This is a genomic window from Pseudomonas sp. MYb327 (assembly GCF_040438925.1).
In the GTDB taxonomy this organism is placed as follows: Bacteria; Pseudomonadota; Gammaproteobacteria; order Pseudomonadales; family Pseudomonadaceae; genus Aquipseudomonas.
Window position 1 is genome coordinate 4,319,564 of the sequence record NZ_CP159258.1, and the last position, 22,350, is coordinate 4,341,913.

General features: G+C 60.0%; 20 protein-coding genes. 6 read left to right on the top strand and 14 right to left on the bottom strand.

The features are described 5' to 3' along the window. Positions 1-31 precede the first annotated feature (31 nt). The 5 genes from rng to mreB all read right to left on the bottom strand — a co-directional run bounded on the left by rng (position 32) and on the right by mreB (position 5,001). The gene (gene rng, locus ABVN21_RS19550) at positions 32-1,489 is read right to left on the bottom strand and encodes a ribonuclease G (protein ID WP_008008603.1); all 1,458 of its coding nucleotides are present in this window, start codon (positions 1,487-1,489) and stop codon (positions 32-34) included. A 57-nt stretch (positions 1,490-1,546) separates the two neighbouring features. Next, positions 1,547-2,143 (bottom strand): nucleoside triphosphate pyrophosphatase, encoded by a 597-nt coding sequence (locus tag ABVN21_RS19555; RefSeq protein ID WP_339554996.1) that lies wholly within the window; start codon positions 2,141-2,143, stop codon positions 1,547-1,549. A 44-nt stretch (positions 2,144-2,187) separates the two neighbouring features. After that, positions 2,188-2,679 (bottom strand): rod shape-determining protein MreD, encoded by a 492-nt coding sequence (gene mreD, locus ABVN21_RS19560; protein WP_339554995.1) that lies wholly within the window; start codon positions 2,677-2,679, stop codon positions 2,188-2,190. After that, complete coding sequence (mreC, locus tag ABVN21_RS19565) at positions 2,679-3,785, bottom strand: rod shape-determining protein MreC (protein ID WP_353637211.1); 1,107 nt, start codon at positions 3,783-3,785, stop codon at positions 2,679-2,681. The genes mreD and mreC overlap by 1 nt, the downstream gene beginning before the upstream one ends. Before the next feature lie 178 nt (positions 3,786-3,963). Continuing rightward, positions 3,964-5,001 (bottom strand): rod shape-determining protein MreB, encoded by a 1,038-nt coding sequence (gene mreB, locus ABVN21_RS19570; protein ID WP_002555108.1) that lies wholly within the window; start codon positions 4,999-5,001, stop codon positions 3,964-3,966. A 211-nt stretch (positions 5,002-5,212) separates the two neighbouring features. On the opposite strand from mreB, the gene gatC reads away from it, so the two are divergent. The 6 genes from gatC to ABVN21_RS19600 all read left to right on the top strand — a co-directional run bounded on the left by gatC (position 5,213) and on the right by ABVN21_RS19600 (position 10,432). Next, the gene (gene gatC / locus ABVN21_RS19575) at positions 5,213-5,500 is read left to right on the top strand and encodes an Asp-tRNA(Asn)/Glu-tRNA(Gln) amidotransferase subunit GatC (protein WP_339554994.1); all 288 of its coding nucleotides are present in this window, start codon (positions 5,213-5,215) and stop codon (positions 5,498-5,500) included. A 16-nt stretch (positions 5,501-5,516) separates the two neighbouring features. After that, complete coding sequence (gene gatA / locus ABVN21_RS19580; protein WP_339554993.1) at positions 5,517-6,968, top strand: Asp-tRNA(Asn)/Glu-tRNA(Gln) amidotransferase subunit GatA; 1,452 nt, start codon at positions 5,517-5,519, stop codon at positions 6,966-6,968. A 10-nt stretch (positions 6,969-6,978) separates the two neighbouring features. Further along, positions 6,979-8,424: an Asp-tRNA(Asn)/Glu-tRNA(Gln) amidotransferase subunit GatB gene (gene gatB / locus ABVN21_RS19585; protein WP_339554992.1), complete on the top strand. Its 1,446-nt coding sequence runs from the start codon at positions 6,979-6,981 to the stop codon at positions 8,422-8,424. A 147-nt stretch (positions 8,425-8,571) separates the two neighbouring features. Further along, a complete protein-coding gene (locus tag ABVN21_RS19590) occupies positions 8,572-8,943 on the top strand; it encodes a septal ring lytic transglycosylase RlpA family protein (RefSeq protein WP_339554991.1) in 372 nt (123 codons plus the stop codon). Between the two features lie 50 nt (positions 8,944-8,993). Then, positions 8,994-10,055 (top strand): calcium/sodium antiporter, encoded by a 1,062-nt coding sequence (locus ABVN21_RS19595; protein WP_339554990.1) that lies wholly within the window; start codon positions 8,994-8,996, stop codon positions 10,053-10,055. After that, a complete protein-coding gene (locus ABVN21_RS19600) occupies positions 10,052-10,432 on the top strand; it encodes a carboxymuconolactone decarboxylase family protein (RefSeq protein ID WP_339554989.1) in 381 nt (126 codons plus the stop codon). Before ABVN21_RS19595 ends, ABVN21_RS19600 begins: the two co-directional genes overlap by 4 nt. A 109-nt stretch (positions 10,433-10,541) precedes the next feature. On the opposite strand, the gene ABVN21_RS19605 is transcribed toward ABVN21_RS19600, so the two are convergent. The 9 genes from ABVN21_RS19605 to ABVN21_RS19645 all read right to left on the bottom strand — a co-directional run bounded on the left by ABVN21_RS19605 (position 10,542) and on the right by ABVN21_RS19645 (position 22,132). Further along, a complete protein-coding gene (locus ABVN21_RS19605) occupies positions 10,542-11,483 on the bottom strand; it encodes an AEC family transporter (protein WP_339554988.1) in 942 nt (313 codons plus the stop codon). A gap of 163 nt (positions 11,484-11,646) precedes the next feature. After that, positions 11,647-13,200, bottom strand: a complete 1,554-nt coding sequence (gene garD / locus ABVN21_RS19610) for a galactarate dehydratase (RefSeq protein ID WP_339554987.1) — start codon at positions 13,198-13,200, stop codon at positions 11,647-11,649. An 11-nt stretch (positions 13,201-13,211) separates the two neighbouring features. Then, on the bottom strand, positions 13,212-14,579 hold the full coding sequence (locus ABVN21_RS19615) for an MFS transporter (protein ID WP_353637212.1): 1,368 nt from the start codon (positions 14,577-14,579) through the stop codon (positions 13,212-13,214). 160 nt (positions 14,580-14,739) lie between these two features. After that, positions 14,740-16,185, bottom strand: coding sequence for an aldehyde dehydrogenase family protein (locus ABVN21_RS19620; RefSeq protein ID WP_339554985.1), 1,446 nt, complete (start codon positions 16,183-16,185; stop codon positions 14,740-14,742). Positions 16,186-16,246: 61 nt separating this feature from the next. Further along, positions 16,247-17,158 carry a 5-dehydro-4-deoxyglucarate dehydratase gene (gene kdgD, locus ABVN21_RS19625; RefSeq protein WP_020796617.1) on the bottom strand — a complete coding sequence of 304 codons (912 nt, stop codon included), beginning with the start codon at positions 17,156-17,158 and terminating at the stop codon, positions 16,247-16,249. A gap of 411 nt (positions 17,159-17,569) precedes the next feature. Continuing rightward, the gene (locus tag ABVN21_RS19630) at positions 17,570-18,319 is read right to left on the bottom strand and encodes a FadR/GntR family transcriptional regulator (RefSeq protein ID WP_339554984.1); all 750 of its coding nucleotides are present in this window, start codon (positions 18,317-18,319) and stop codon (positions 17,570-17,572) included. Positions 18,320-18,491: 172 nt separating this feature from the next. Then, positions 18,492-20,219, bottom strand: a complete 1,728-nt coding sequence (locus tag ABVN21_RS19635) for an ABC transporter ATP-binding protein/permease (protein WP_339554983.1) — start codon at positions 20,217-20,219, stop codon at positions 18,492-18,494. Between the two features lie 97 nt (positions 20,220-20,316). After that, positions 20,317-20,877 (bottom strand): response regulator transcription factor, encoded by a 561-nt coding sequence (locus tag ABVN21_RS19640; protein WP_034148296.1) that lies wholly within the window; start codon positions 20,875-20,877, stop codon positions 20,317-20,319. Then, the gene (locus ABVN21_RS19645; RefSeq protein WP_339554982.1) at positions 20,870-22,132 is read right to left on the bottom strand and encodes an ATP-binding protein; all 1,263 of its coding nucleotides are present in this window, start codon (positions 22,130-22,132) and stop codon (positions 20,870-20,872) included. Before ABVN21_RS19645 ends, ABVN21_RS19640 begins: the two co-directional genes overlap by 8 nt. Between the last annotated feature and the right edge of the window lie 218 nt (positions 22,133-22,350).

Genomic DNA, 22,350 nt, shown 5'->3' on the forward strand with positions numbered 1-22,350 from the left:
AGCCGTTTAGAAAAAGTTAAAACCCAGCGATTCAGAGCAACACCACGTCGTATTGTTCCTGGGAATACATGGTTTCCACCTGGAACCGAATGGTGCGCCCGATAAATCCTTCAAGTTCGGCGACATTGCCCGACTCTTCATCGAGCAGGCGGTCGACAACTTTCTGGTTCGCCAATACACGATAGCCTTCCGCCTGATAGGCGCGAGCCTCACGGAGGATTTCGCGGAAGATTTCGTAGCAAACAGTTTCGGGGGTCTTCAACTTGCCGCGGCCCTGGCAACTGCTGCACGGTTCGCACAGCACCTGTTCAAGACTTTCGCGGGTGCGCTTGCGGGTCATCTGCACCAGGCCCAGTTCGGTGATGCCGATGATGTTGGTCTTGGCGTGATCGCGCTCCAGCTGCTTCTCAAGCGTTCGCAGCACTTGGCGCTGGTGTTCTTCATCTTCCATGTCGATAAAGTCGATGATGATGATCCCGCCAAGGTTGCGCAGGCGTAGCTGCCGGGCAATCGCAGTTGCGGCTTCGAGGTTGGTCTTGAAGATGGTTTCTTCGAGATTGCGATGCCCGACGAATGCCCCTGTATTGACGTCGATGGTGCTCATGGCTTCCGCCGGATCCACCACCAGGTAGCCGCCGGACTTCAGCGGGACTTTGCGCTCCAGGGCTTTCTGGATTTCGTCCTCGACACCATACAGGTCGAAAATTGGCCGCTCACCCGGATAGTGTTCCAGACGATCGGCGATTTCCGGCATTAACTCGGCGACGAACTGCGTGGTTTTCTGGAAAGTTTCCCGCGAGTCGATGCGAATTTTCTCGATCTTGGGGCTCACCAGATCACGCAAGGTGCGCAACGCCAGGCCGAGGTCTTCGTAAATCACACTGGGCGCGCTGATGGTTTTGATTTGTTCGTTGATCTGATCCCAGAGCCGCCGCAGGTAGCGGATGTCCATGAGGATTTCATCGGCGCCGGCGCCTTCAGCGGCGGTACGCAGGATGAAACCGCCCGCCTCCTTGATGCCTTCTTTGGCCACGCAATCGGTAACCACTTGCTTGAGGCGCTCGCGTTCTGCTTCGTCTTCAATCTTCAGCGAAATGCCCACATGCGCGGTGCGCGGCATGTACACCAGATAGCGCGACGGAATCGACAACTGCGTGGTCAGCCGCGCGCCTTTGGAACCAATCGGGTCCTTGGTGACTTGCACCACCAGGCTCTGGCCTTCGTGCACCAGCGCGCTGATGCTCTCGACCGCCGGCCCTTCGCGCAGGGAAATTTCCGAAGCATGGATGAACGCAGCACGATCCAGGCCGATGTCGACGAAAGCGGCCTGCATGCCGGGCAATACCCGCACGACTTTGCCCTTGTAGATGTTGCCGACGATTCCGCGCTTTTGCGTGCGCTCGACGTGGACCTCTTGCAGGACACCGTTTTCAACCACCGCCACGCGCGATTCCATCGGCGTGATGTTGATCAGGATCTCTTCACTCATGGCAGGGTCTCGTTCAGGCATGTTCACGATAATGGCCGCATCTGGTCAGTACGACGCTTAACGCGCGTTATGGGTTTGCCAACAGGGTATGCCGAAATGGCCGAGCAGTTCTGCGGTTTCGCACAGCGGCAGTCCAACCACCGCCGAGTAACTTCCATTGAGCCCGGCGACAAACACCGCACCCAGTCCTTGAATTCCATAACCACCCGCCTTGTCCCGCGGCTCGCCGCTGGCCCAGTAGGCGGCCGCCTCATCGCGACCGATAGCGCGAAAACGTACCAGGCTGCGCACCACCCGTGACTCGCAGCGCTCGCCGTCAAGCACGGCAATGGCTGTCAGCACTTCATGTTCTTGGCCCGCCAACATCATAAGCATGGCGCAAGCGTCAGCTTCATCAACCGGCTTGCCGAGAATTTTCCCGTTCAGCACCACGGCGGTATCGGCGCCCAGCACGCAAAATTCTGCGTCGGACACGACCGTACCGCGCCCGGCTTCGGCCTTACCACGCGCGAGGCGTTCAACATAGGCCGAGGGGAATTCATGAGGTAAAGAGGTTTCGTCGATGTCCGCACTGACGACGGAGAACGGCACGCCGATCTGCGTGAGCAGTTCACGCCGACGCGGCGAGCCTGAAGCGAGGTAAAGCATTTTCATCAAGACATCTCCCTTGTCGTGGTGTGGGCAAATGCCTGACCGAATCAGTTGATTTTGTAGCGCCGACGCAATCCGCGCAAACCGAAGCTGATCCACGGCCAGAGCAAGGCGCTGACCAGTGCCGGCAATACCAGTGCCAGCGTCGGCTGACGATTGCCGGTCAGGGCGCTGAGCCACAACTGGACTAGCTGCGCGAGACCGAAGATCACCAGGATCACCAGGCTCTGTTGCCACATCGGGAACATCCGCAGGCGCTGTTGCAACGCCAGCACGAGGTAGGTGATCAGCGTCAGGATCAAGGCGTTCTGGCCCAGCAATGTGCCGTAAAGCACATCTTCCGCCAGGCCCAGGCACCACGCGGTGACCATTCCGACTTTCTGTGGCAGGGCTAAGGCCCAGAATGCCAGCAACAAGGCCAACCACAACGGACGCAGGATTTCCATGAATTGCGGCAACGGCGAAACACTGAGCAACAAGCCGACGGCAAATGTCAGCCAGACCATCCAGCCGTTTCGGGAGGCTTTGACACCGACCATTATTCTCGTCCCCCAGTATTAGCCGGTGCGGAGACAGGCGGTTTGGCAGCCGGCTTGACGGCAGCAGGTTGAGCCGCGGGTGGCTTGGCGGCTGCAGGTGCGGACGCTGGCGGCTTGGCGGCGGCGGGATGTGTGGCTGCAGGCTTGGCTGGCGTTGCCGCAGCCGGTGCAGTCGTTGGAGCCACCGGGGTTACCGGGGTTGCTGCGGCCGCCGGGACGATGGCCGGCTTCGGGACGGTCGCCGGGATGATCGGCCCGCCACCCTGCGCGTCCAGGCTTTCCTGAGCCTGGGCGGCGTCGTTGGCGCGCTCTTCCGGGGTCCGGGTGTCGCTGAACACCAGCAGCAGGTAACGGCTGCGATTCAGTGCTGCGGTTGGTACGGCGCGGACAATCGCAAACGGCTGGCCGGAGTCGTGAATCACTTCCTTGACCGTCGCCACTGGGTAACCCGCCGGGAAACGTTGGCCGAGACCGGAGCTGACCAACAGGTCACCTTCCTTGATGTCGGCGGTGTCCGCCACGTGGCGCAATTCCAGGCGTTCCGGGTTGCCGGTGCCGCTGGCAATCGCACGCAGGCCATTGCGATTCACCTGCACGGGAATGCTGTGGGTGGTATCGGTCAGCAGCAGGACGCGGGAGGTATATGGCATCAACTCGACCACCTGGCCCATCAGGCCCCGGGCATCGAGCACCGGCTGACCAAGGACCACACCGTCGCGCTCACCCTTGTTGATGATGATGCGATGGGTGAAGGGGTTGGGGTCCATGCCGATCAACTCGGCCACTTCGACCTTTTCATTGACCAGAGCTGAAGAGTTCAGCAACTCGCGCAGCCGAACGTTCTGCTCAGTCAAGGCGGCAAGCTTTTGCATGCGCCCCTGCAACAGCAGGTTTTCCGTCTTGAGTTTTTCGTTTTCGGCGACGAGTTCGGTCCGGCTGCCAAACTGGCTGGCCACACCTTGCCATAGCCGCTGCGGCAGGTCGGTGATCCAGTAAGACTGCATCAGCACCAGCGACATTTGGCTACGCACTGGCTTGAACAGTGTGAAGCGGGCATCGACCACCATCAGCGCGACCGAAAGCACGACCAGCACCAACAAGCGCACGCCCAGTGAGGGACCCTTGGTGAAAAGCGGTTTAATAAGCCGCTCCTCCCAGGCAAATGTTCTCTTTATTCATACGGCATCAAACCGGCCTGGATGCAGACGACAGAAGATAAACGCGAACAGGCAGCACTGCAAAGTGCCGCCTGCGCGCTCAACAGCATAGAGGCAATCCGGCGACTTATTCGCTGGAAAGCAGGTCCATGGTGTGTTTATCCATCATTTCCAGAGCACGGCCACCGCCGCGAGCAACGCAGGTCAACGGGTCTTCGGCGACGATCACCGGCAGGCCGGTTTCCTGGGCCAGCAACTTGTCGAGGTCACGCAGCAAGGCGCCACCACCGGTCAGCACCAGGCCACGCTCGGCGATATCGGAAGCCAGTTCCGGAGGCGACTGCTCCAGCGCGCTCTTGACGGCCTGAACGATGGTAGCCAGGGACTCTTGCAGAGCTTCCAGCACTTCGTTGGAGTTCAGGGTGAATGCGCGTGGAACGCCTTCGGCCAGATTACGGCCACGAACGTCGACTTCGCGAACTTCGCCGCCCGGGTAGGCTGTACCGATTTCCTGCTTGATGCGCTCTGCGGTGGATTCACCGATCAGGCTGCCGTAGTTGCGACGTACATAAGTGATGATCGCTTCATCGAAGCGGTCGCCGCCAACCCGTACGGATTCGGCGTAAACCACACCGTTCAGGGAAATCAGCGCGATTTCGGTGGTACCACCACCGATATCCACAACCATCGAACCGCGAGCTTCTTCAACCGGCAGGCCGGCACCGATCGCAGCGGCCATCGGCTCTTCGATCAGGAATACTTCACGGGCACCGGCACCGAGGGCCGATTCACGGATGGCACGACGCTCAACCTGGGTGGATTTGCACGGAACGCAGATCAACACGCGAGGGCTTGGCTGCAGGAAGCTGTTTTCGTGAACCTTGTTGATGAAGTACTGCAGCATCTTTTCGCAGACGCTGAAGTCGGCGATCACGCCGTCTTTCATCGGACGAATGGCAGCAATGTTGCCCGGCGTTCGGCCCAACATGCGCTTCGCTTCGGTGCCGACAGCGACGACACTTTTCTGGTTACCGTGTGTCCGAATAGCCACAACGGAGGGCTCATTCAGGACGATACCGCGCTCGCGCACGTAAATAAGGGTGTTGGCAGTGCCCAGGTCAATGGAAAGATCGCTGGAAAACATGCCACGCAGTTTCTTGAACATGGGAAAGGGACCCTAGGCAACGCGTGGGTAAAAAAGTGCGGCAAACTCTAACAACGACAGGGATTTTGGGCAAGGCGCCAATATGTTAAATTGGCCGCTTTTCTGTGCACCAAGCCCCACAATCGCGGCCTTATGACCGTAGAAGTGCGGTAGTGTTCCGACAATCTAACACACGGACGCCGTCCGTTCTGTTTTCCACTGGAGAATCCCAATGGCGCTTGAACGCTCCGACGTGGAAAAAATCGCTCATCTGGCCTGTCTTGGCCTCAATGAAGCCGATCTTCCACAAATCACTTCGGCCCTCAACAGTATTCTCGGGCTGGTCGACGAAATGCAGGCGGTCAATACCGACGGTATCGAGCCGCTCGCCCACCCACTGGAAGCCAGCCAGCGCCTGCGCGCAGATGTCGTGACCGAGACCAATCATCGCGAGGCTTACCAGTCCATCGCACCAGCGGTCGAAAACGGCCTGTACCTGGTTCCGAAAGTCATCGACTAAAGGGAAAGAGCCTGCAATGCATCAATTGACTCTGGCCGAGATCGCCCGCGGACTCGCCGATAAAAAGTTTTCCTCCGAAGAGCTGACCAAAGTCCTGCTGGCGCGCATCGCCCAGCTCGATCCACAGCTCAACAGTTTCATCAGCCTCACCGAAGATCTGGCGCTGTCGCAGGCGAAAGCCGCTGACGCACGCCGGGCCAATGGTGAGAGCGGCGCCCTGCTCGGCGCGCCGATCGCTCACAAAGACCTGTTCTGCACCCAGGGCATCCGCACGAGCTGCGGCTCGAAGATGCTCGACAACTTCAAAGCACCGTACGACGCCACCGTCGTCGCCAAGCTGGCTGCGGCCGGAGCCGTGACCCTGGGCAAGACCAACATGGACGAATTCGCCATGGGTTCGGCCAACGAGTCGAGCTACTACGGCGCGGTGAAAAACCCGTGGAACCTGGAGCACGTTCCAGGCGGCTCGTCCGGTGGCTCGGCCGCCGCCGTGGCCGCTCGGCTGTTGCCTGCCGCTACCGGCACCGACACCGGCGGCTCCATTCGTCAGCCCGCTGCGTTGACTAACCTCACCGGCCTGAAACCGACGTACGGTCGCGTTTCACGTTGGGGCATGATCGCCTACGCCTCCAGCCTCGATCAGGGTGGCCCGTTGGCACGCACCGCCGAAGACTGCGCAATTTTGTTGCAAGGTATGGCCGGCTTCGATGCAAACGACTCCACCAGCATCGATGAACCTGTCCCGGACTACAGCGTCAGCCTCAACGGTTCGCTGCAAGGCCTGCGCATCGGCGTGCCGAAAGAGTACTTCAGTGCCGGACTCGACCCACGCATCGCCGAGCTAATTCACAACAGTGTCAAGGAACTGGAAAAGCTCGGCGCCGTGGTCAAGGAAATCAGCCTGCCGAACATGCAGCACGCGATCCCTGCGTACTACGTGATCGCCCCGGCGGAAGCCTCTTCCAACCTGTCGCGTTTCGACGGTGTGCGTTTCGGCTACCGCTGCGAAAACCCGGTCAACCTGATCGACCTGTACAAACGCTCCCGTGGAGAAGGTTTCGGGCCGGAAGTGCAGCGCCGGATTATGGTCGGTGCCTACGCGCTGTCCGCCGGTTACTACGACGCCTATTACCTGAAGGCGCAGAAGATTCGTCGCTTGATCAAGAACGACTTTATGGCGGCCTTCAATGAGGTCGACATCATCCTCGGCCCAACCACGCCGAACCCGGCCTGGAAGCTCGGCGCCAAGAACAGCGACCCGGTCGCTGCGTACCTGGAAGACGTCTACACCATCACCGCCAACCTCGCTGGCCTGCCGGGCTTATCCATGCCGGCAGGTTTTGTCGATGGTCTGCCGGTCGGCGTGCAACTGCTCGCTCCGTATTTCCAGGAAGGTCGCCTGTTGAACGTTGCCCACCAGTATCAGTTGAACACTGACTGGCACACCCGCACCCCAACCGGCTTCTGAGGAGAAACACATGCAATGGGAAGTCGTGATCGGGCTGGAGATTCACACCCAGCTCACCACCCGGTCGAAAATCTTTTCCGGTAGTTCCACCACCTTCGGTTCCGAGCCGAACACCCAGGCCAGCCTGATCGACCTGGGCATGCCCGGCGTGCTGCCGGTGCTGAACCAGGAAGCGGTGCGCATGGCAGTGATGTTCGGTCTGGCGATTGACGCCGAGATCGGCCAGCACAACGTGTTCGCCCGTAAAAACTACTTCTATCCGGACCTGCCCAAGGGCTACCAGATCAGCCAGATGGAATTGCCGATCGTCGGCAAGGGCCACCTCGACATCGCGCTGGAAGACGGCACGGTCAAACGCGTCGGCATCACTCGCGCGCACCTGGAAGAAGACGCCGGTAAAAGCCTGCACGAAGAATTCAGCGGCGCCAGCGGTATCGACCTGAACCGTGCCGGCACGCCATTGCTGGAGATCGTTTCCGAGCCGGACATGCGCAGCGCCAAGGAAGCCGTGGCTTACGTCAAGGCGATCCACGCGCTGGTGCGTTACTTAGGGATTTGCGACGGCAACATGGCCGAAGGTTCGCTGCGTTGCGACTGCAACGTGTCGATCCGTCCGAAGGGCCAGGTCGAGTTCGGTACGCGCTGCGAGATCAAGAACGTCAACTCGTTCCGATTCATCGAGAAGGCGATTAACAGCGAAATCCAGCGCCAGATCGAACTGATCGAAGACGGCGGCAAAGTGATCCAGCAGACCCGCCTGTACGATCCGAACAAGGACGAAACCCGTCCGATGCGCAGCAAAGAGGAAGCCAACGACTACCGTTACTTCCCTGATCCGGACCTGCTGCCAGTTGTCATCGAAAACTCCTTCCTCGACGACGTGCGCGCCACCCTGCCGGAACTGCCACCGCAGAAACGCGAGCGTTTCCAGGAGCAGTTCGGTCTGTCTGTCTATGACGCCAGCGTCCTGGCCACCAGCCGCGAGCAAGCCGATTACTTCGAGAAAGTCGCGAGCATTGGCGGCGACGCCAAACTGGCGGCCAACTGGGTGATGGTTGAGTTGGGCAGCCTGCTCAACAAGCAAGGCCTGGACATTGAAGAGTCGCCGGTTTCCGCCGAGCAACTGGGCGGCATGCTGCTGCGCATCAAGGACAACACCATCTCCGGCAAGATCGCCAAGGTGGTGTTTGAGGCCATGGCCAATGGCGAAGGCAGCGCGGACGAGATCATCGACAAGCGTGGCCTCAAGCAAGTGACCGACACCGGCGCCATCTCGGCGGTGCTGGACGAAATGCTCGCGGCCAACGCCGAGCAGGTTGAACAATACCGCGCGGCAGACGAAGCCAAGCGCGGCAAGATGTTCGGCTTCTTCGTCGGCCAGGCCATGAAAGCCTCCAAAGGCAAGGCCAACCCGCAACAGGTGAACGAATTGCTGAAAAGCAAACTCGAAGGCTGATGCAATGGAGCCAGCCTTCAAATCTGGCTCCACTCCTTGTGGGAGCCAGCCGGCTGGCGATAGCGGTCTGACATTCAACTTATCCGTGTCTGACACTCCGCAATCGCCAGCAGGCTGGCTCCCACATTTGTTTTCGGGAAACCTTCAATGAAGCGTCTGCTCAGCCTTTGCGCCCTACTCTCATTACTGGCCGGTTGCGCCAGCACCGACACCGTCGATCCGCACGGCTACGACAAGACCGGCATGGCTTCGTATTACGGCGCCAAACACCAAGGTAAACGCACCGCCAGTGGCGAGCGTTTCGACAAGAATTCCATGACCGCCGCCCACCGCCAGCTACCCTTCGGTACACGGGTGAAGGTCACCAATCTGAACAACGACAGATCCTGCGTGGTCCGCATCAACGATCGTGGGCCACACACCCGTGGGCGCCTGATCGACCTGTCCCATGAAGCCGCCGAACGGCTGGGCATGCTCAAGAGCGGCACCGCACGGGTTCGCGTACAAGCCCTCGACTGACAGACGGAGCCCAGACCATTCTCGGACTAGCCGATATTCCCCTGATCAACTTGATCGAATTGATCGCCGGGCTGGTGCTGCTGATTATCGGTGCCGAACTGATGGTTCGCGCCGCCGTACGTCTGGCCGCACGCCTGCATGTTCGACCCTTGATTATCGGCCTGACCATCGTCGCCCTCGGCAGCAGCGCACCGCAGATGGCCGTCAGCCTGCAAGCCACACTGGCGCATAACGCCGACATCGCCGTCGGCAGCGTGATCGGCAGCAGCATTTTCAACATCCTCGTGACCCTCGGGCTATCGGCGCTGATTATCCCTCTGCGGGTGTCACGCAACCTTGTGCGCCTGGACATTCCACTGATGATCGGTGCCAGTCTGCTGGTGTTCGTGCTGGCCTGGAATGAAGAGCTGACTCGCGCCGACGGCATGATTCTGCTGGCGGCATTGCTGCTGTACCTCGGTTTATTGCTGCGCCAGTCGCGGCATTCGGCGCGTCCGCAGTCGAGTCATGAGCATCCTCGGCAAGCGCCATGGCTGAAAAGCCTGCTGATGATCGTCGCCGGCCTGGCGATGCTGGTGTACGCCGGGCACTTGCTGTTGGGCGCGGCGGTGGCGGTCGCTACTGATCTGGGCCTGTCGGAACGGATCATCGGCCTGACCATCGTTGCGGTCAGTACCTCCTTGCCGGAACTCGCCACCTCGCTGATCGCTGCATTGCGCGGTGAACGTGAGATTGCCGTGGGCAACGTGATCGGTAGCAACCTGTTCAACCTTTTGGGGGTGTTGGGCGTTACGGCGCTGGTTGCGCCATCGCCACTGTCGGTTTCGCCCAACGCCCTGGATTTCGACCTGCCGGTGATGCTCGGCGTGGCCGTTCTGTGCCTGCCCATGTTTTATTCCGGCTACCGCGTGACCCGCGTCGAAGGTCTGCTGTTTTTGGGTTTGTACCTGGCTTACGGGCTGCACGTGGTGTCGTTCACTACCGGCATGCCGCTGGCGGGCAAGCTTGAACACCTGATGCTGTTTTTCGTCCTGCCGGCGCTAGTGGCGTTCTTGCTGTTCACGTCGCTGCGCGCCTGGCGTCGCCAACACCACAAGAGGGAATTGCCATGACCGAGAACAAGAAATCCGGCGTTGAAGTACGCCGCCAAGTGATGGGCGACGCCTTCGTCGATCGCGCACTGGGCAACACCACCGAGTTCACCCAGCCGCTGCAGGATTTCGTTAACGATCACGCATGGGGCAGCGTCTGGAGCCGAGACGGCTTGCCGCTGAAAACCCGCAGCCTGATCACGCTGGCCGCGCTGACCGCATTGAAGTGCCCGCAGGAACTGAAAGGTCACGTGCGCGGCGCGCTGAACAATGGTTGCACCGTGGAAGAGATTCGCGAAGCGCTACTGCATTGCGCGGTGTATGCCGGCGTGCCGGCGGCGATCGATGCGTTTCGGGCGGCGCAGGAAGTGATTGATACCTACCAGAAGCCTGAGTGACTGATCTGACGCCATCGCGAGCAGACTCACTCCTACAGAGGGATGCATTTCAACTGTAGGAGCGAGCCTGCTCGCGATGAGGCCTGGAAAAACACTGCAAACCTGCAGGTCAGATCCACCCACCCCACTGCAACAGAAAGATCCCGATGTTGGTGGTCACCGCCGCCATCAACGTGGTGATGACGATGATCGCCGCCGCCAGCTCATGATTGCCATCCGCCGCCCGGGCCATGACGAAACTGGCCGCCGCTGTCGGACTGCCGAAGTACAGAAACAGAATCCCCAACTCCGCACCGCGAAAGCCCCAGAGCCACGCACCGAGTGTCGCCAGAATCGGCAGGCCGAGCATTTTCACCAGGCTTGAACTGAGCGCCATCGAGCCGCTTTTGCGCATCGCGGCCAGCGACAACGTGCCGCCGATGCAGATCAGCGCCAATGGCAACGTGGTTTGCGCCAGGTACTGGCCGGACGTTTCCAGCCATCCCGGCAGGCCAATCTTGAAGTAGGCAAACGGGGCCGCTGCAAACACGCTGATGATCAACGGGTTGATCATCACGCTTTTGCAAATGCTCCACGGATCGGACTTGATCACCGGGCTGTAGACCGCCAGGACGATGGTCGACAGCGTGTTGTAAAACAGGATCACCAGCGCCGCCAGAATTGCCCCGAGGGAAATCCCGTAATCGCCGTACATGCTCGCCGCCAACGCCAGGCCGATGACCCCGTTGTTGCCGCGAAAAGCGCCCTGGGTATAGATCCCGCGATCTTCACGCGGGCATTTGAAAATCGCCCAGCCCCAGGCAATGGCGAAGCACACCAGGGTCGCGAGGGAGAAGTAGATCAGCAGCGCCGGTTGCAGCGCGGCGTGCAAATCCGCATGCAGGATGCCGAGGAACAGCAGCGCCGGCATGGTGACGTTGAACACCAGGGACGACGCGGTGTGGATGAAATTGTCGTTGATCCAGTCGATGCGCTTGAGCAGCACCCCAAGAAACAGCATGGCGAACACCGGGGCGGTGATGTTCAGGGTTTCGAGGAAAATTGCCAGCATGCCGGGAGGACCTTGGGGTGGGCGTCGTTAGGTGGCTAATGATAAGCCACCCTGGACCTTGGCGTCTGGTAGATCGCCATCGCTGGCAAGCCAGCCCCTACAGGTTCGCGTCGGGCGCATATTCTGCAGGAGCTGGCTTGCCAGCGATTCAGGCGCCACTGTCTTAGGTAATCGGCGCCGGGTTGAACAACGTGATGTCGTTATGCAGCTTGTGCTTTTCGGCCCACGTCTGTTTCTTGCCGCTCGCCACGTCCAGGTAGTAGTGGAACAACTCCCAGCCGAGGTCTTCGATGGACGCACGCCCGGTGGCGATGCGCCCGGCGTCGATGTCGATCAGGTCCGGCCAGCGCTGCGCCAGCTCGGTGCGGGTCGACACTTTCACCACGGGCGCCATCGCCAGCCCGTAAGGCGTGCCACGACCGGTGGTGAACACGTGCAGGTTCATCCCCGCCGCCAGTTGCAACGTCCCGCAGACAAAGTCACTGGCCGGGGTCGCGCAAAAGATCAGGCCTTTATCCTTGAACCGCTCGCCTGGGCCGAGCACGCCGGTGATGGCGCTGCTGCCAGACTTGACGATCGAACCCAATGACTTCTCGACAATGTTCGACAACCCGCCCTTCTTGTTGCCCGGCGTGGTGTTGGCGCTGCGATCCGCTTCGCCTTTGGCCAGGTAACGGTCGTACCAGTCCATTTCCCGCACCAGTTCCTGCGCGACTTCCCTAGTCTGCGCGCGGGAGGTCAGCAGGTAGATCGCGTCACGCACTTCGGTGACTTCGGAGAACATCACCGTCGCACCGGCGCGCAGCAGCAAGTCCGAGGCGTAGCCCAGCGCCGGGTTGGCGGTGATCCCGGAAAATGCATCACTGCCGCCGCACTGCATGCCGAGGATCAGCTCGGACGCCGGCACGGTTTCCCGGCGACGCTGATTGAGCTTCTTCAAACGGATTTCCGCCAGCTCCATGATCTGTTCGATCATTTCGGTAAAACCGTGGCTGGAATCCTGCAACCGATACAACCACGGCTCGCTCAAATCCACTGAGCTGTCGTTCTCGTGCATCACCTGCCCGGCCTGCAATTTCTCGCAGCCCAGGCTGATCACCAAGGCTTCGCCACCGAGGTTCGGGTTGCGCGCCAGGTTGCGCACGGTGCGAATCGGGATGTAGGCGTCGGTGGCGGTGATCGCCACGCCACAGCCGTAGCTGTGGGTCAGCGCCACCACGTCATCGACATGCGGGTACTTGGGCAGCAACTCGTCCTTGATGCGCTTGACCGCATGATCCAGCACACCGGTGACGCATTGCACCGTGGTGGTGATGCCGAGAATGTTGCGCGTGCCGACGGTGCCGTCAGCGTTGCGATAGCCCTCGAAAGTAAAGCCTTCCAGCGGTGCTTGCGCGGCCGGCACTTCGGTGGACAGCGGCAGGCTGTCCAGCGGTGGCGCGGTTGGCATGCGCAGTTGATCTTCCTTGACCCAACTGCCGCGTGGGATCGGCTGCAAGGCGTAGCCAATGGTCTGGCCGTAACGAATCACCTGACCACCCTCGGGTATGTCTTCCAGGGTGACCTTGTGGCTCTGTGGCACGAAGTCTACGGTGACCAGGCCGTCCGCAAACGCGGTGCCGGCCGGTACGCCCTGATCGTTGACCACGATCACTACGTTGTCCCGCTCGTGCAGGCGGATGTAACGCGGCGAGTCGGAATGTTCAATCAACTGCATGACGCCGCTCCTCAGGAATGCGCTTGAGACAATTTGTTGTGGATTTCAGGACCGCTGACCGGTGGTTCTTTGAGCACTACGCGTTTGATCGGACCGACGATGACCAGATAGCTGAACACCGCCACCAGCGCGTTGCAACCGACAAACACCAGCGCCCATTTGAACGAACCGGTAGAACTGATGATGTAGCCGATGACGATCGGGGTGGTGATCGAGGCAAGGTTACCGAACATGTTGAACAGGCCACCGCTCAAACCGGCGATCTGCTTCGGCGATGTGTCGGAGACCACGGCCCAGCCCAGCGCGCCCACGCCTTTGCCGAAGAATGCCAGGGCCATGAAACCCACGACCATCCATTCGATGTCGACGTAATTGCAAGCCACGATGCTGCTCGACACCAGTAGGCCGGCGATGATCGGCGCCTTGCGGGCGAAGGTCAGGGAATGGCCTTTACGCAGCAGGTAGTCGGAAATCACGCCGCCGAGCACGCCGCCGATGAAGCCGCAGATCGCCGGCAACGAGGCAATGAAACCGGCCTTGAGAATGGTCATGCCGCGTTCCTGCACCAGGTACACCGGGAACCAGGTCAGGAAGAAGTAAGTGATGCCGTTGATGCAATATTGGCCCAGATACACGCCGAGCATCATGCGGTTGGTCAGCAGTTGGCGAATGTAGTCCCATTTCGGACCGTCGACCTTTTTGCCTTTGCCTTTGTCCTGGTCCATGTCGACCATGCCGCCGTTGTCGGCGATGTGCTTGAACTCGGCGTCGTTGATCATCGGGTGTTGGCGCGGGCTGTGGATAACCTTCAGCCAGATGCCCGAGAAGATGATGCCGATCACACCCATGACGATGAACACGTGCTGCCAGCCGAAGCTGTAGACGATCCAGCCCATCAGCGGGGCAAATAACACGGTGGCAAAGTATTGCGCCGAGTTGAAGATCGCCGAAGCGGTGCCGCGTTCAGCCGTCGGGAACCAGGCCGCGACGATGCGGGCGTTGCCGGGGAAGGACGGCGCTTCGGCCAGGCCAACGAGGAAACGCAGCATGAACAGCGCGACCACCGCCGTGGACATGCCGAACTCGCCGACATAACCCTGCAACACGGTGAACAGCGACCAGGTGAAGATGCTCAGTGCGTAGATTTTTTTCGAGCCGAAACGGTCCAGCAACCAGCCACCGGGAATTTGCCCGGCCACGTAGGCCCAACCGAATGCAGAGAAGATATAGCCGAGGGTGACCGCGTCAATGCCGAGGTCTTTTTGCAGGCTGGAACCGGCAATGGCGATGGTCGCGCGGTCGGCGTAGTTGATCGTGGTCACCAGAAACAGCATGAGCAGGATCAAATAGCGGACGTGAGTCGGCTTGGTCGATTGCATGTAGATGTACTCCCACAAATTATTTTTATGCGCGGGTGAATCTTTTTTGGTCTGTCTGTTGTGGGAGCTGGCTTGCCAGCGATGGCATCACTGCGGTGTTACTGAAAAACCGCGGTGATTGCATCGCCAGCAAGCCGGCTCCTACAGGGTGTTGCGTGGTTCAGGAACCGATGTAGGCAGTTTTCACGACTGTGTAGAACTCTTGCGCATAACGACCTTGCTCACGTGAGCCATAGGATGAACCCTTACGGCCACCGAACGGAACGTGGTAATCGACGCCAGCGGTCGGCAGGTTGACCATCACCATGCCGGCCTGGGAGTGGCGCTTGAAGTGGTTGGCGTACTTCAACGACGTGGTGGCGATACCCGCCGACAGACCGAATTCGGTGTCGTTGGCCATGGCCAGTGCAGCTTCGTAATCAGCGACGCGCACGATGTTGGCCACTGGGCCGAAGATCTCTTCGCGGCTGATGCGCATCGACGCTTCGCTATCGGCAAACAGCGTTGGCGCGAGGAAGTAGCCTTCGGTGTCGCAAGTCACCAAACCACCGCCGCTGACCAGGCGTGCACCTTCGGACTGGCCGATATCGATGTACTTCATGTCCTGTTCAAGCTGCGCCTGGGACACCACTGGACCGATGTCGGTACCAGCCTTCAAGGCGTGGCCGACTTTGATCGACTTCATGCGCTCGGCCATGGCTTCGACGAATTTGTCGTGGATGCCAGCAGTGACGATGAAGCGGCTCGATGCGGTGCAACGCTGGCCGGTGGAGTAGAAGGCGCTCTGTACCGACAGCTCGACCGCTTGCTTGAGGTCGGCGTCGTCGAGAATGATCTGCGGGTTTTTGCCGCCCATTTCCAACTGAACCTTGGCCTGACGCGACACGCAGCTGACGGCGATCTGGCGACCAACACCCACGGAACCGGTGAAGCTGATGCCGTCGACTTTCGGGCTGTGCACCAGCGCATCGCCAACCACACGGCCGCTGCCCATCACCAGGTTGAACACACCGGCCGGGAAACCGGCGCGGGAAATGATTTCAGCCAGCGCCCAGGCGCAGCCCGGAACCAGGTCCGCGGGTTTCAGCACGACGCAGTTGCCGTAGGCCAGGGCCGGGGCGATTTTCCACGACGGGATGGCAATCGGGAAGTTCCACGGTGTGATCAGACCGACCACGCCCAGGGCTTCGCGGGTGACTTCAACGTTGACGCCCGGGCGCACCGACGGCAGGTAGTCGCCGGACAGGCGCAGGCATTCACCGGCGAAGAATTTGAAGATGTTACCGGCGCGGGTCACTTCGCCGATGGCTTCGGGCAGGGTCTTGCCCTCTTCCCGGGCCAGCAAGGTGCCGAGCTCTTCGCGACGGGCGAGAATTTCGGTGCCGACTTTATCCAGGGAATCGTGACGCGCCTGAATGCCGGAAGTGGACCATGCCGGGAACGCGGCACGGGCGGCGTCGATGGCGGCGTTGACCTGGGCCAGATCAGCCTTGGCGTAATCGCCGATGTTATCGGTCAGTTCGGAAGGGTTGATGTTGGCCGAGTAATCGCCACCGGCAACCCATTCGCCATTGATGTAGTTATCGAAACGCTTTGCATCTGCCACTTTAAGATCTCCTCACGCAAAAGGCCGCTGATCGCTCAGCGGCCTTACTTAATCGGATGTGTTACTGCGCACCCTGCTTGTCGATCAGCGCGGCGAGCATTTCGTACTCTTCGCCAGTCAGATCGGTCAGCGGTGCACGCACAGGACCTGCGTCGTAACCGGCAATTTTTGCCCCGGCCTTGACGATGCTCACCGCGTAACCTGCTTTGCGGTTACGGATGTCCAGGTACGGCAGGAAGAAGTCGTCGATGATCTTGCCAACGGTGGCGTGATCTTCACGAGCGATCGCGTGGTAGAAGTCCATCGCGGTTTTCGGGATGAAGTTGAACACCGCCGACGAGTAGACCGGTACGCCCAGCGCCTTGTAGGCAGCGGCGTAGACTTCGGCGGTCGGCAGACCACCCAGGTAGCTGAAGCGATCACCGAGGCGACGACGGATCGACACCATCAACTCGATATCGCCCAGGCCATCCTTGTAGCCGATCAGGTTCGGGCAACGCTCGGCCAGACGCTCCAGCAGCGGCGCGTTCAGGCGGCAGACGTTACGGTTGTAAACCACCACGCCGATGTTGACCGATTTGCACACGGCTTCAACGTGGGCGGCAACGCCGTCCTGGCTGGCTTCGGTCAGGTAGTGCGGCAGCAGCAACAGGCCTTTGGCGCCCAGACGCTCGGCTTCTTGAGCGTACTCAATCGCTTGACGGGTCGAACCGCCCACACCGGCCAGGATTGGTACGCTAGTGGCGCAAGTGTCGACGGCGGTCTTGATGATTTCCGAATATTCGCTGGCCGCCAGAGAGAAGAACTCACCGGTGCCGCCTGCGGCGAACAGAGCCGAGGCGCCGTATGGGGCCAGCCACTCGAGACGCTTGATGTAACCAGCGCGGTTGAAATCGCCCTGGGCATTGAAATCGGTGACCGGGAAAGACAGCAGGCCGGAAGAGAGGATGGACTTCAGTTCTTGTGGATTCATTATTCGAACACCCTGGGTAGCAACGTTTATGTGTGAGAAAACCGTTCAGCCTTCGCCGAAGTTGTAGGTCATCGTACAACTTAAAAAATAACCGTCAACTGCATTTCATCGCTGAGGGTGAAAATTGTTCGACAGGAAGAGTGCCAGCTCAGGTTTCAGGGGCTAATTTCGAAAGAAGATGAGGCGGAAATGTGGCGGCCAAGGTGCTTACTAGAGTTACGTTGTCAGAGGAATGAAAAACGAAGAGTCAGGCTGGAGGATCTGTGAAATGGCTGATGGCCCTTTCGCGAGCAGGCTCGCTCCCACATTGGATCGGCTGTAGACACAAATCTAATGAACAGCCGAATTCAAATGTGGGAGCGAGACTGCTCGCGATAGCGGACTATCAGAAAAAATCGCTCTAAGAAAAAATTACCCCCGCTGCGCTTCAGCCTCTTCATGGGCATGACGCAACCGCTCACGGCTGTTTGTCAGATGCAAGCGCATGGCGGCACGCGCCGCATCGGAGTCCTGGCGGGCAATTGCGTCGAAGATTTCTTCGTGCTCGCGGCTCAGGCGATTCATGTAGTGCTGTTGATCGTCATGGGCCAGTCGCGCGGAATTGAGACGAGTGCGCGGGATAATGCTGGTACCGAGGTGCGTCATGATGTCGGTGAAATAGCGGTTACCGGTCGCCAGGGCAATCTGCAAGTGGAACTGGAAGTCCGAGGCGACGGCATCGCTGGCGTGGGACACACTTTCGTTCAGTGCATCCAGTGCCGCGCGCATCAGCGCCAACTGTTCTGGGCTGCGGCGTTGTGCGGCGAGGCCGGCGGATTCCACTTCGAGGCTGATGCGCAGCTCCAGAATCGCCAACACGTCACGCAGCGTGACCACGGTTGCCGGGTCGATGCGAAAACCGCTCGGGCTCGGCGTATCGAGCACGAAGGTGCCGATGCCGTGGCGGGTTTCCACCTGCCCGGCCGCCTGCAAACGGGAAATCGCCTCGCGCACGACGGTGCGGCTGACGCCATGGGCATCCATGATCGCCGACTCGGTGGGCAATTTGTCGCCACGCTTGAGGTGACCGTCGCGGATCTGCTCGGACAGCACCGTCACCAGTTCCTGCGCGAGACTGCGGCGCTTGCGAGGGAGGCGTGGTACGTCGTTCGGGTTTTCCATGGTGACCATCTGTCTCGAAAAATTCGGCTGAAACCGCATCATAGCTCAACGCGGTTGTACGATCACCCACCCCCGTAGGAGCTGGCTTGCCAGCGATGGCCGTAACGCGGTGCGTCTCTGGAACAGCGTTATCGTTCATCGCTGGCAAGCCAGCTCTACAGGGGGGCGGTGTTTATGCGGTCACTGTTTGATCCACCAGGCGGCCATTCTCGATACGAACATGTCGAGGATGGAACCGCTTGAGACTGCTGCGATGCCCGACGCTGACAATGCTCAACCCCGGCAACTCATCGATCAGCGCCTGATACAGCGACGCTTCATCCTCTTCATCCATCGCCGACGTCGCTTCGTCCATGTACAGCCATTGCGGCGCATAAAGTAGCGCACGGGCGAACGCCAGACGTTGCTGTTCACCCGGCGACAGCATGCGCTGCCAGTGATTGGCTTCATCAAGACGCGCCACCAGGTGCGGCAAACGGCAAGTTTCCAGCACTTGGGCATATCGCTCGGATGGATAGGTTTCGCCAGGCTGTGGATAACTCAGCGCCTCGCGCAACGTTCCGATTGGCAGATACGGTTTCTGCGGCAGGAACAGGTAACGCGCCGCAGGCAGGCGAATACTGCCGTGACCCGCCGGCCACAAATGCCCCATCGCCCGCAGCAGGGTGGATTTGCCGCTGCCGGAGCGGCCGCTGAGCATCACGCGCTCGCCCTCCTCCACGGTCATATCGCCACTGGTCAGCAGGTGACGACCATCAGCCAGATCCAGGCCAAGGTCGTGCACCTTCAACATCGAGCCCGTGTTTTGCACGTCGATGGCGGGCGCGCGTTGTTCGTTGTCAGTCATGGCCTGACGGAAACTGAGCAGACGATCGCAGGTGGCGCGCCATGAGGCGAGGCTCTGGTAAGCAGTGATGAACCAGCTGAAACTGTCCTGGACATTTCCGAACGCCGAGCTGATTTGCATCAGTTCTCCGAGTTCGATCTTGCCAGCAAGGTAACGCGGCGCGGCCACCATGAACGGGAAGATAACGGCGGCTTGTTCATACCCGGAGGTGAAGAAGGTCAGACGCTTGGACACCTTCATGATGTCCCAGAAGTTGTGCCAGACCATGCCGAAGCGGCTGCTCAAACGACGATTTTCGTTTGGCTCGCCGTTGTACAACGCGATGCTTTCGGCATTCTCGCGAACCCGCACCATGGAGAAACGCAGGTCAGCTTCGAAGCGTTGTTGGCGGTTGTTCAGGCCGATCAGGCGGCGACCGATCAAATGCGTCAGCCAACTCCCGACCACCGCATAAACCAGCACACACCAGAACATGTAGCCGGGAACGGTCACACCAAACACTTCGATGCTGCCCGACACCCCCCAAAGAATGATCGAGAACGATACAAGGCTGACGATATTGCGTAGCAGGCCAATGCCCAGGCTCAAGGTGTCGGATGTGAAATTGTTGAGGTCTTCGGAAATCCTCTGGTCGGGGTTATCGGTGTAACCGCCCTGCTCCAGCTGGTAATAATTCTTGTTGCCGAGCCAGCGGGCGAAATGCTTTTCGGTGAGCCAAGCACGCCAGCGAATCGTCAGCATCTGCGTCAGGTAGAGGCGGTACACCGCACCGACAATCGCCACTGCTGCAATCCCGCAGAAATACAGGATCAGCCGCCAGAATGCCTCTTCGTCCTTTTGTTGCAGCGCGTTGTAGAAATCCTTGTACCAGGTGTTAAACCACACCGAGATCCCCACGCTGATCAGCGACAGCGCAATCACGGCGATCAGCAACGTCCAGGCCTTGACCTTCTCTTCACTGCGCCAGTAAGGCGCGATCATCGCCCACACTTTGCTAAAAAACTGCCCGCGCACAGCATCGTTGACCGCGGAATACTCAGCGTTCTGATTCATGGATAAGGCTCGACAAATAAAGAAACATGCACGAACCGATCATAGATGATCGGTTCGGTTTGTCGCGAGGAGCGGCCCGCATTCGTTCAGCGCAGGTTCAGCGACGGACGGGACGTTTCTGCAGTTTGCGCTGCAGCGTGCGGCGGTGCATGCCCAGGGCGCGGGCGGTGGCGGAGATGTTGCCTTCGTGCTCGGTCAACACGCGCTGGATGTGTTCCCACTGCAAGCGGTCCACGGACATCGGGTTTTCCGGCACCAGGCTGTCGAGGTCGGCATGCTCGGAAAGCAATGCGGCCAGCACGTCGTCGGCGTCGGCCGGTTTGCACAGGTAGTTGCAGGCGCCGCGCTTGATCGCTTCGACAGCGGTGGCAATGCTCGAATAACCGGTGAGGATTACTACGCGCATTTCCGGGTCCATTTCCAGCAGCTTCGGCAACAGCACCAGGCCCGAATCGCCGTCCATTTTCAGGTCCAGTGCGGCGTAATCCGGCAGATCGGCCTTGGCCAACTCCAGGCCTTCTTCGGCGGAACCGGCGGTGCTGACGCGAAAACCTCGGCGGGCCATGGCGCGAGCCATGACGCGGGTAAACGTTGCGTCGTCATCGACCAGCAGCAAATGCGGCAGCTCTTCGCCTTCGACTTGGATTTCGTCACTCATGTTGGTCTCCTCGGGCGACACGGGGCAGGCGCAGCTCGGTGAGCGTGCCACCTTCCTCATGACTGTAGAGTTTCACTGAGCCGCCGGCGCGTGTCACGCTGGCCTTGCTCAAAAACAGGCCCAGGCCGAAACCTTTGCCCTTGGTGGTAAAAAATGGCTTGCCGATTTGCTCGGCGATGGCCAGCGGCACGCCGGCGCCGTGGTCGCGAATGCTGATGGTGAGGTTTTCATCATCCCAGTCCAGCGTCACCTGGAGCCCTTCAGGGCAAGCATCCGCCGCGTTGTTGAGCAGATTCAGCAGCGCCTGGGTCAGGTCCGGCGGCGGCGCCATGCGTGGCACGGTGCCTTGGCCGAGACGCTGGAAGCGATAACTGGCTTCCGGGCGCATCAGGTGCCAGCGGTTCAGCGCCTCGTCGAGCCAGTCGGTGACGTCTTGCATTTCCACCGCCAAACGGCGATTGGCCTCGGCGGCGCGCACCAGTTGCTGCAAGGTTTCCTTGCACAGTTTGACTTGATCCTGCAGCACGCTCAGGTCGTCCTGCAACATCGGGTCGTGATGATCCTGGCGCATTTCCTTGAGCAACACGCTCATGGTCGCCAGTGGCGTGCCCAGCTCATGGGCGGCGCCGGCCGCTTGCGTGGCCACCGCCAGCAGTTGCTGATCGCGCAGACCTTCTTCGCGACGGATCGCCCGCAGTTCTTCCTGCCGACGCAACTCTTCGGCCATTCGTGCGGCGAAGAAGGTGATGACCGCCGCCGCAAGGGCGAAGCTCAGCCACATCCCGTACACCTGCAGGTTTTCCCGGGCGATCGGAAAAGTTTGCAGCGGATAGAAGCGCGCCAGCAACAGCGTGTACATCGTCAGCGCGATGCCGGACAGAATCACCGAATAACGCCATGGCAATGTCACGGCGGCGATGGTCAACGGCACCAGGTAATAAGAGACGAACGGGTTGGTCGATCCACCGGAGAAATACAGCAAGGCACTGTGGATAAACAGGTCGCAGGCCAACTGCACGGCGTATTCGAGTTCAGTCACCGGCCACGACGTGCGCAGGCGAATTGCCGTGAACGCACAGAGCAGCATCGAGCAACCGAGGGTCGCGGCCAATTGAAACCAGGGCAGCGGCAGCAACTCGAACCAGTAGGCCAGGCCCACGGAACCGGCCTGGGCAGCCAACACCAACGTGCGGATGAAAGTCAGCCGCCAGAGATTCTGGCGAGTGGCGGAAGTGATTTGAACGGGGGCGAGCATTAGCTCTCCTGATGAGCGCTCCAGGCGGATCGCAGGGAGTATAACCAAGCGCGGGGGTTGGCAGGCGAAAGTGCGGCAAACGGCCACAGCCCTAACAGCCTTTTGTAGGAGCAGGCTTGCCAGCGATGGCCGTGATGCGGTTTGTCTGTCAGCCCTCGTTATCGTTCATCGCTAGCAAGCCAGCTCCTACGGACCGAGTACCTGCAACTCATCTGTAT

Excerpts from the sequence above, each read along its gene's own strand:
- rng (WP_008008603.1), bottom strand. The coding sequence starts at position 1,489 with ATGAGTGAAGAGATCCTGATCAACATCACGCCGATGGAATCGCGCGTG.
- ABVN21_RS19555 (WP_339554996.1), bottom strand. The coding sequence starts at position 2,143 with ATGAAAATGCTTTACCTCGCTTCAGGCTCGCCGCGTCGGCGTGAACTG.
- mreD (WP_339554995.1), bottom strand. The coding sequence starts at position 2,679 with ATGGTCGGTGTCAAAGCCTCCCGAAACGGCTGGATGGTCTGGCTGACA.
- mreB (WP_002555108.1), bottom strand. The coding sequence starts at position 5,001 with ATGTTCAAGAAACTGCGTGGCATGTTTTCCAGCGATCTTTCCATTGAC.
- gatC (WP_339554994.1), top strand. The coding sequence starts at position 5,213 with ATGGCGCTTGAACGCTCCGACGTGGAAAAAATCGCTCATCTGGCCTGT.
- gatA (WP_339554993.1), top strand. The coding sequence starts at position 5,517 with ATGCATCAATTGACTCTGGCCGAGATCGCCCGCGGACTCGCCGATAAA.
- gatB (WP_339554992.1), top strand. The coding sequence starts at position 6,979 with ATGCAATGGGAAGTCGTGATCGGGCTGGAGATTCACACCCAGCTCACC.
- ABVN21_RS19590 (WP_339554991.1), top strand. The coding sequence starts at position 8,572 with ATGAAGCGTCTGCTCAGCCTTTGCGCCCTACTCTCATTACTGGCCGGT.
- ABVN21_RS19600 (WP_339554989.1), top strand. The coding sequence starts at position 10,052 with ATGACCGAGAACAAGAAATCCGGCGTTGAAGTACGCCGCCAAGTGATG.
- ABVN21_RS19605 (WP_339554988.1), bottom strand. The coding sequence starts at position 11,483 with ATGCTGGCAATTTTCCTCGAAACCCTGAACATCACCGCCCCGGTGTTC.
- garD (WP_339554987.1), bottom strand. The coding sequence starts at position 13,200 with ATGCAGTTGATTGAACATTCCGACTCGCCGCGTTACATCCGCCTGCAC.
- ABVN21_RS19615 (WP_353637212.1), bottom strand. The coding sequence starts at position 14,579 with ATGCAATCGACCAAGCCGACTCACGTCCGCTATTTGATCCTGCTCATG.
- kdgD (WP_020796617.1), bottom strand. The coding sequence starts at position 17,158 with ATGAATCCACAAGAACTGAAGTCCATCCTCTCTTCCGGCCTGCTGTCT.
- ABVN21_RS19630 (WP_339554984.1), bottom strand. The coding sequence starts at position 18,319 with ATGGAAAACCCGAACGACGTACCACGCCTCCCTCGCAAGCGCCGCAGT.
- ABVN21_RS19635 (WP_339554983.1), bottom strand. The coding sequence starts at position 20,219 with ATGAATCAGAACGCTGAGTATTCCGCGGTCAACGATGCTGTGCGCGGG.
- ABVN21_RS19640 (WP_034148296.1), bottom strand. The coding sequence starts at position 20,877 with ATGAGTGACGAAATCCAAGTCGAAGGCGAAGAGCTGCCGCATTTGCTG.
- ABVN21_RS19645 (WP_339554982.1), bottom strand. The coding sequence starts at position 22,132 with ATGCTCGCCCCCGTTCAAATCACTTCCGCCACTCGCCAGAATCTCTGG.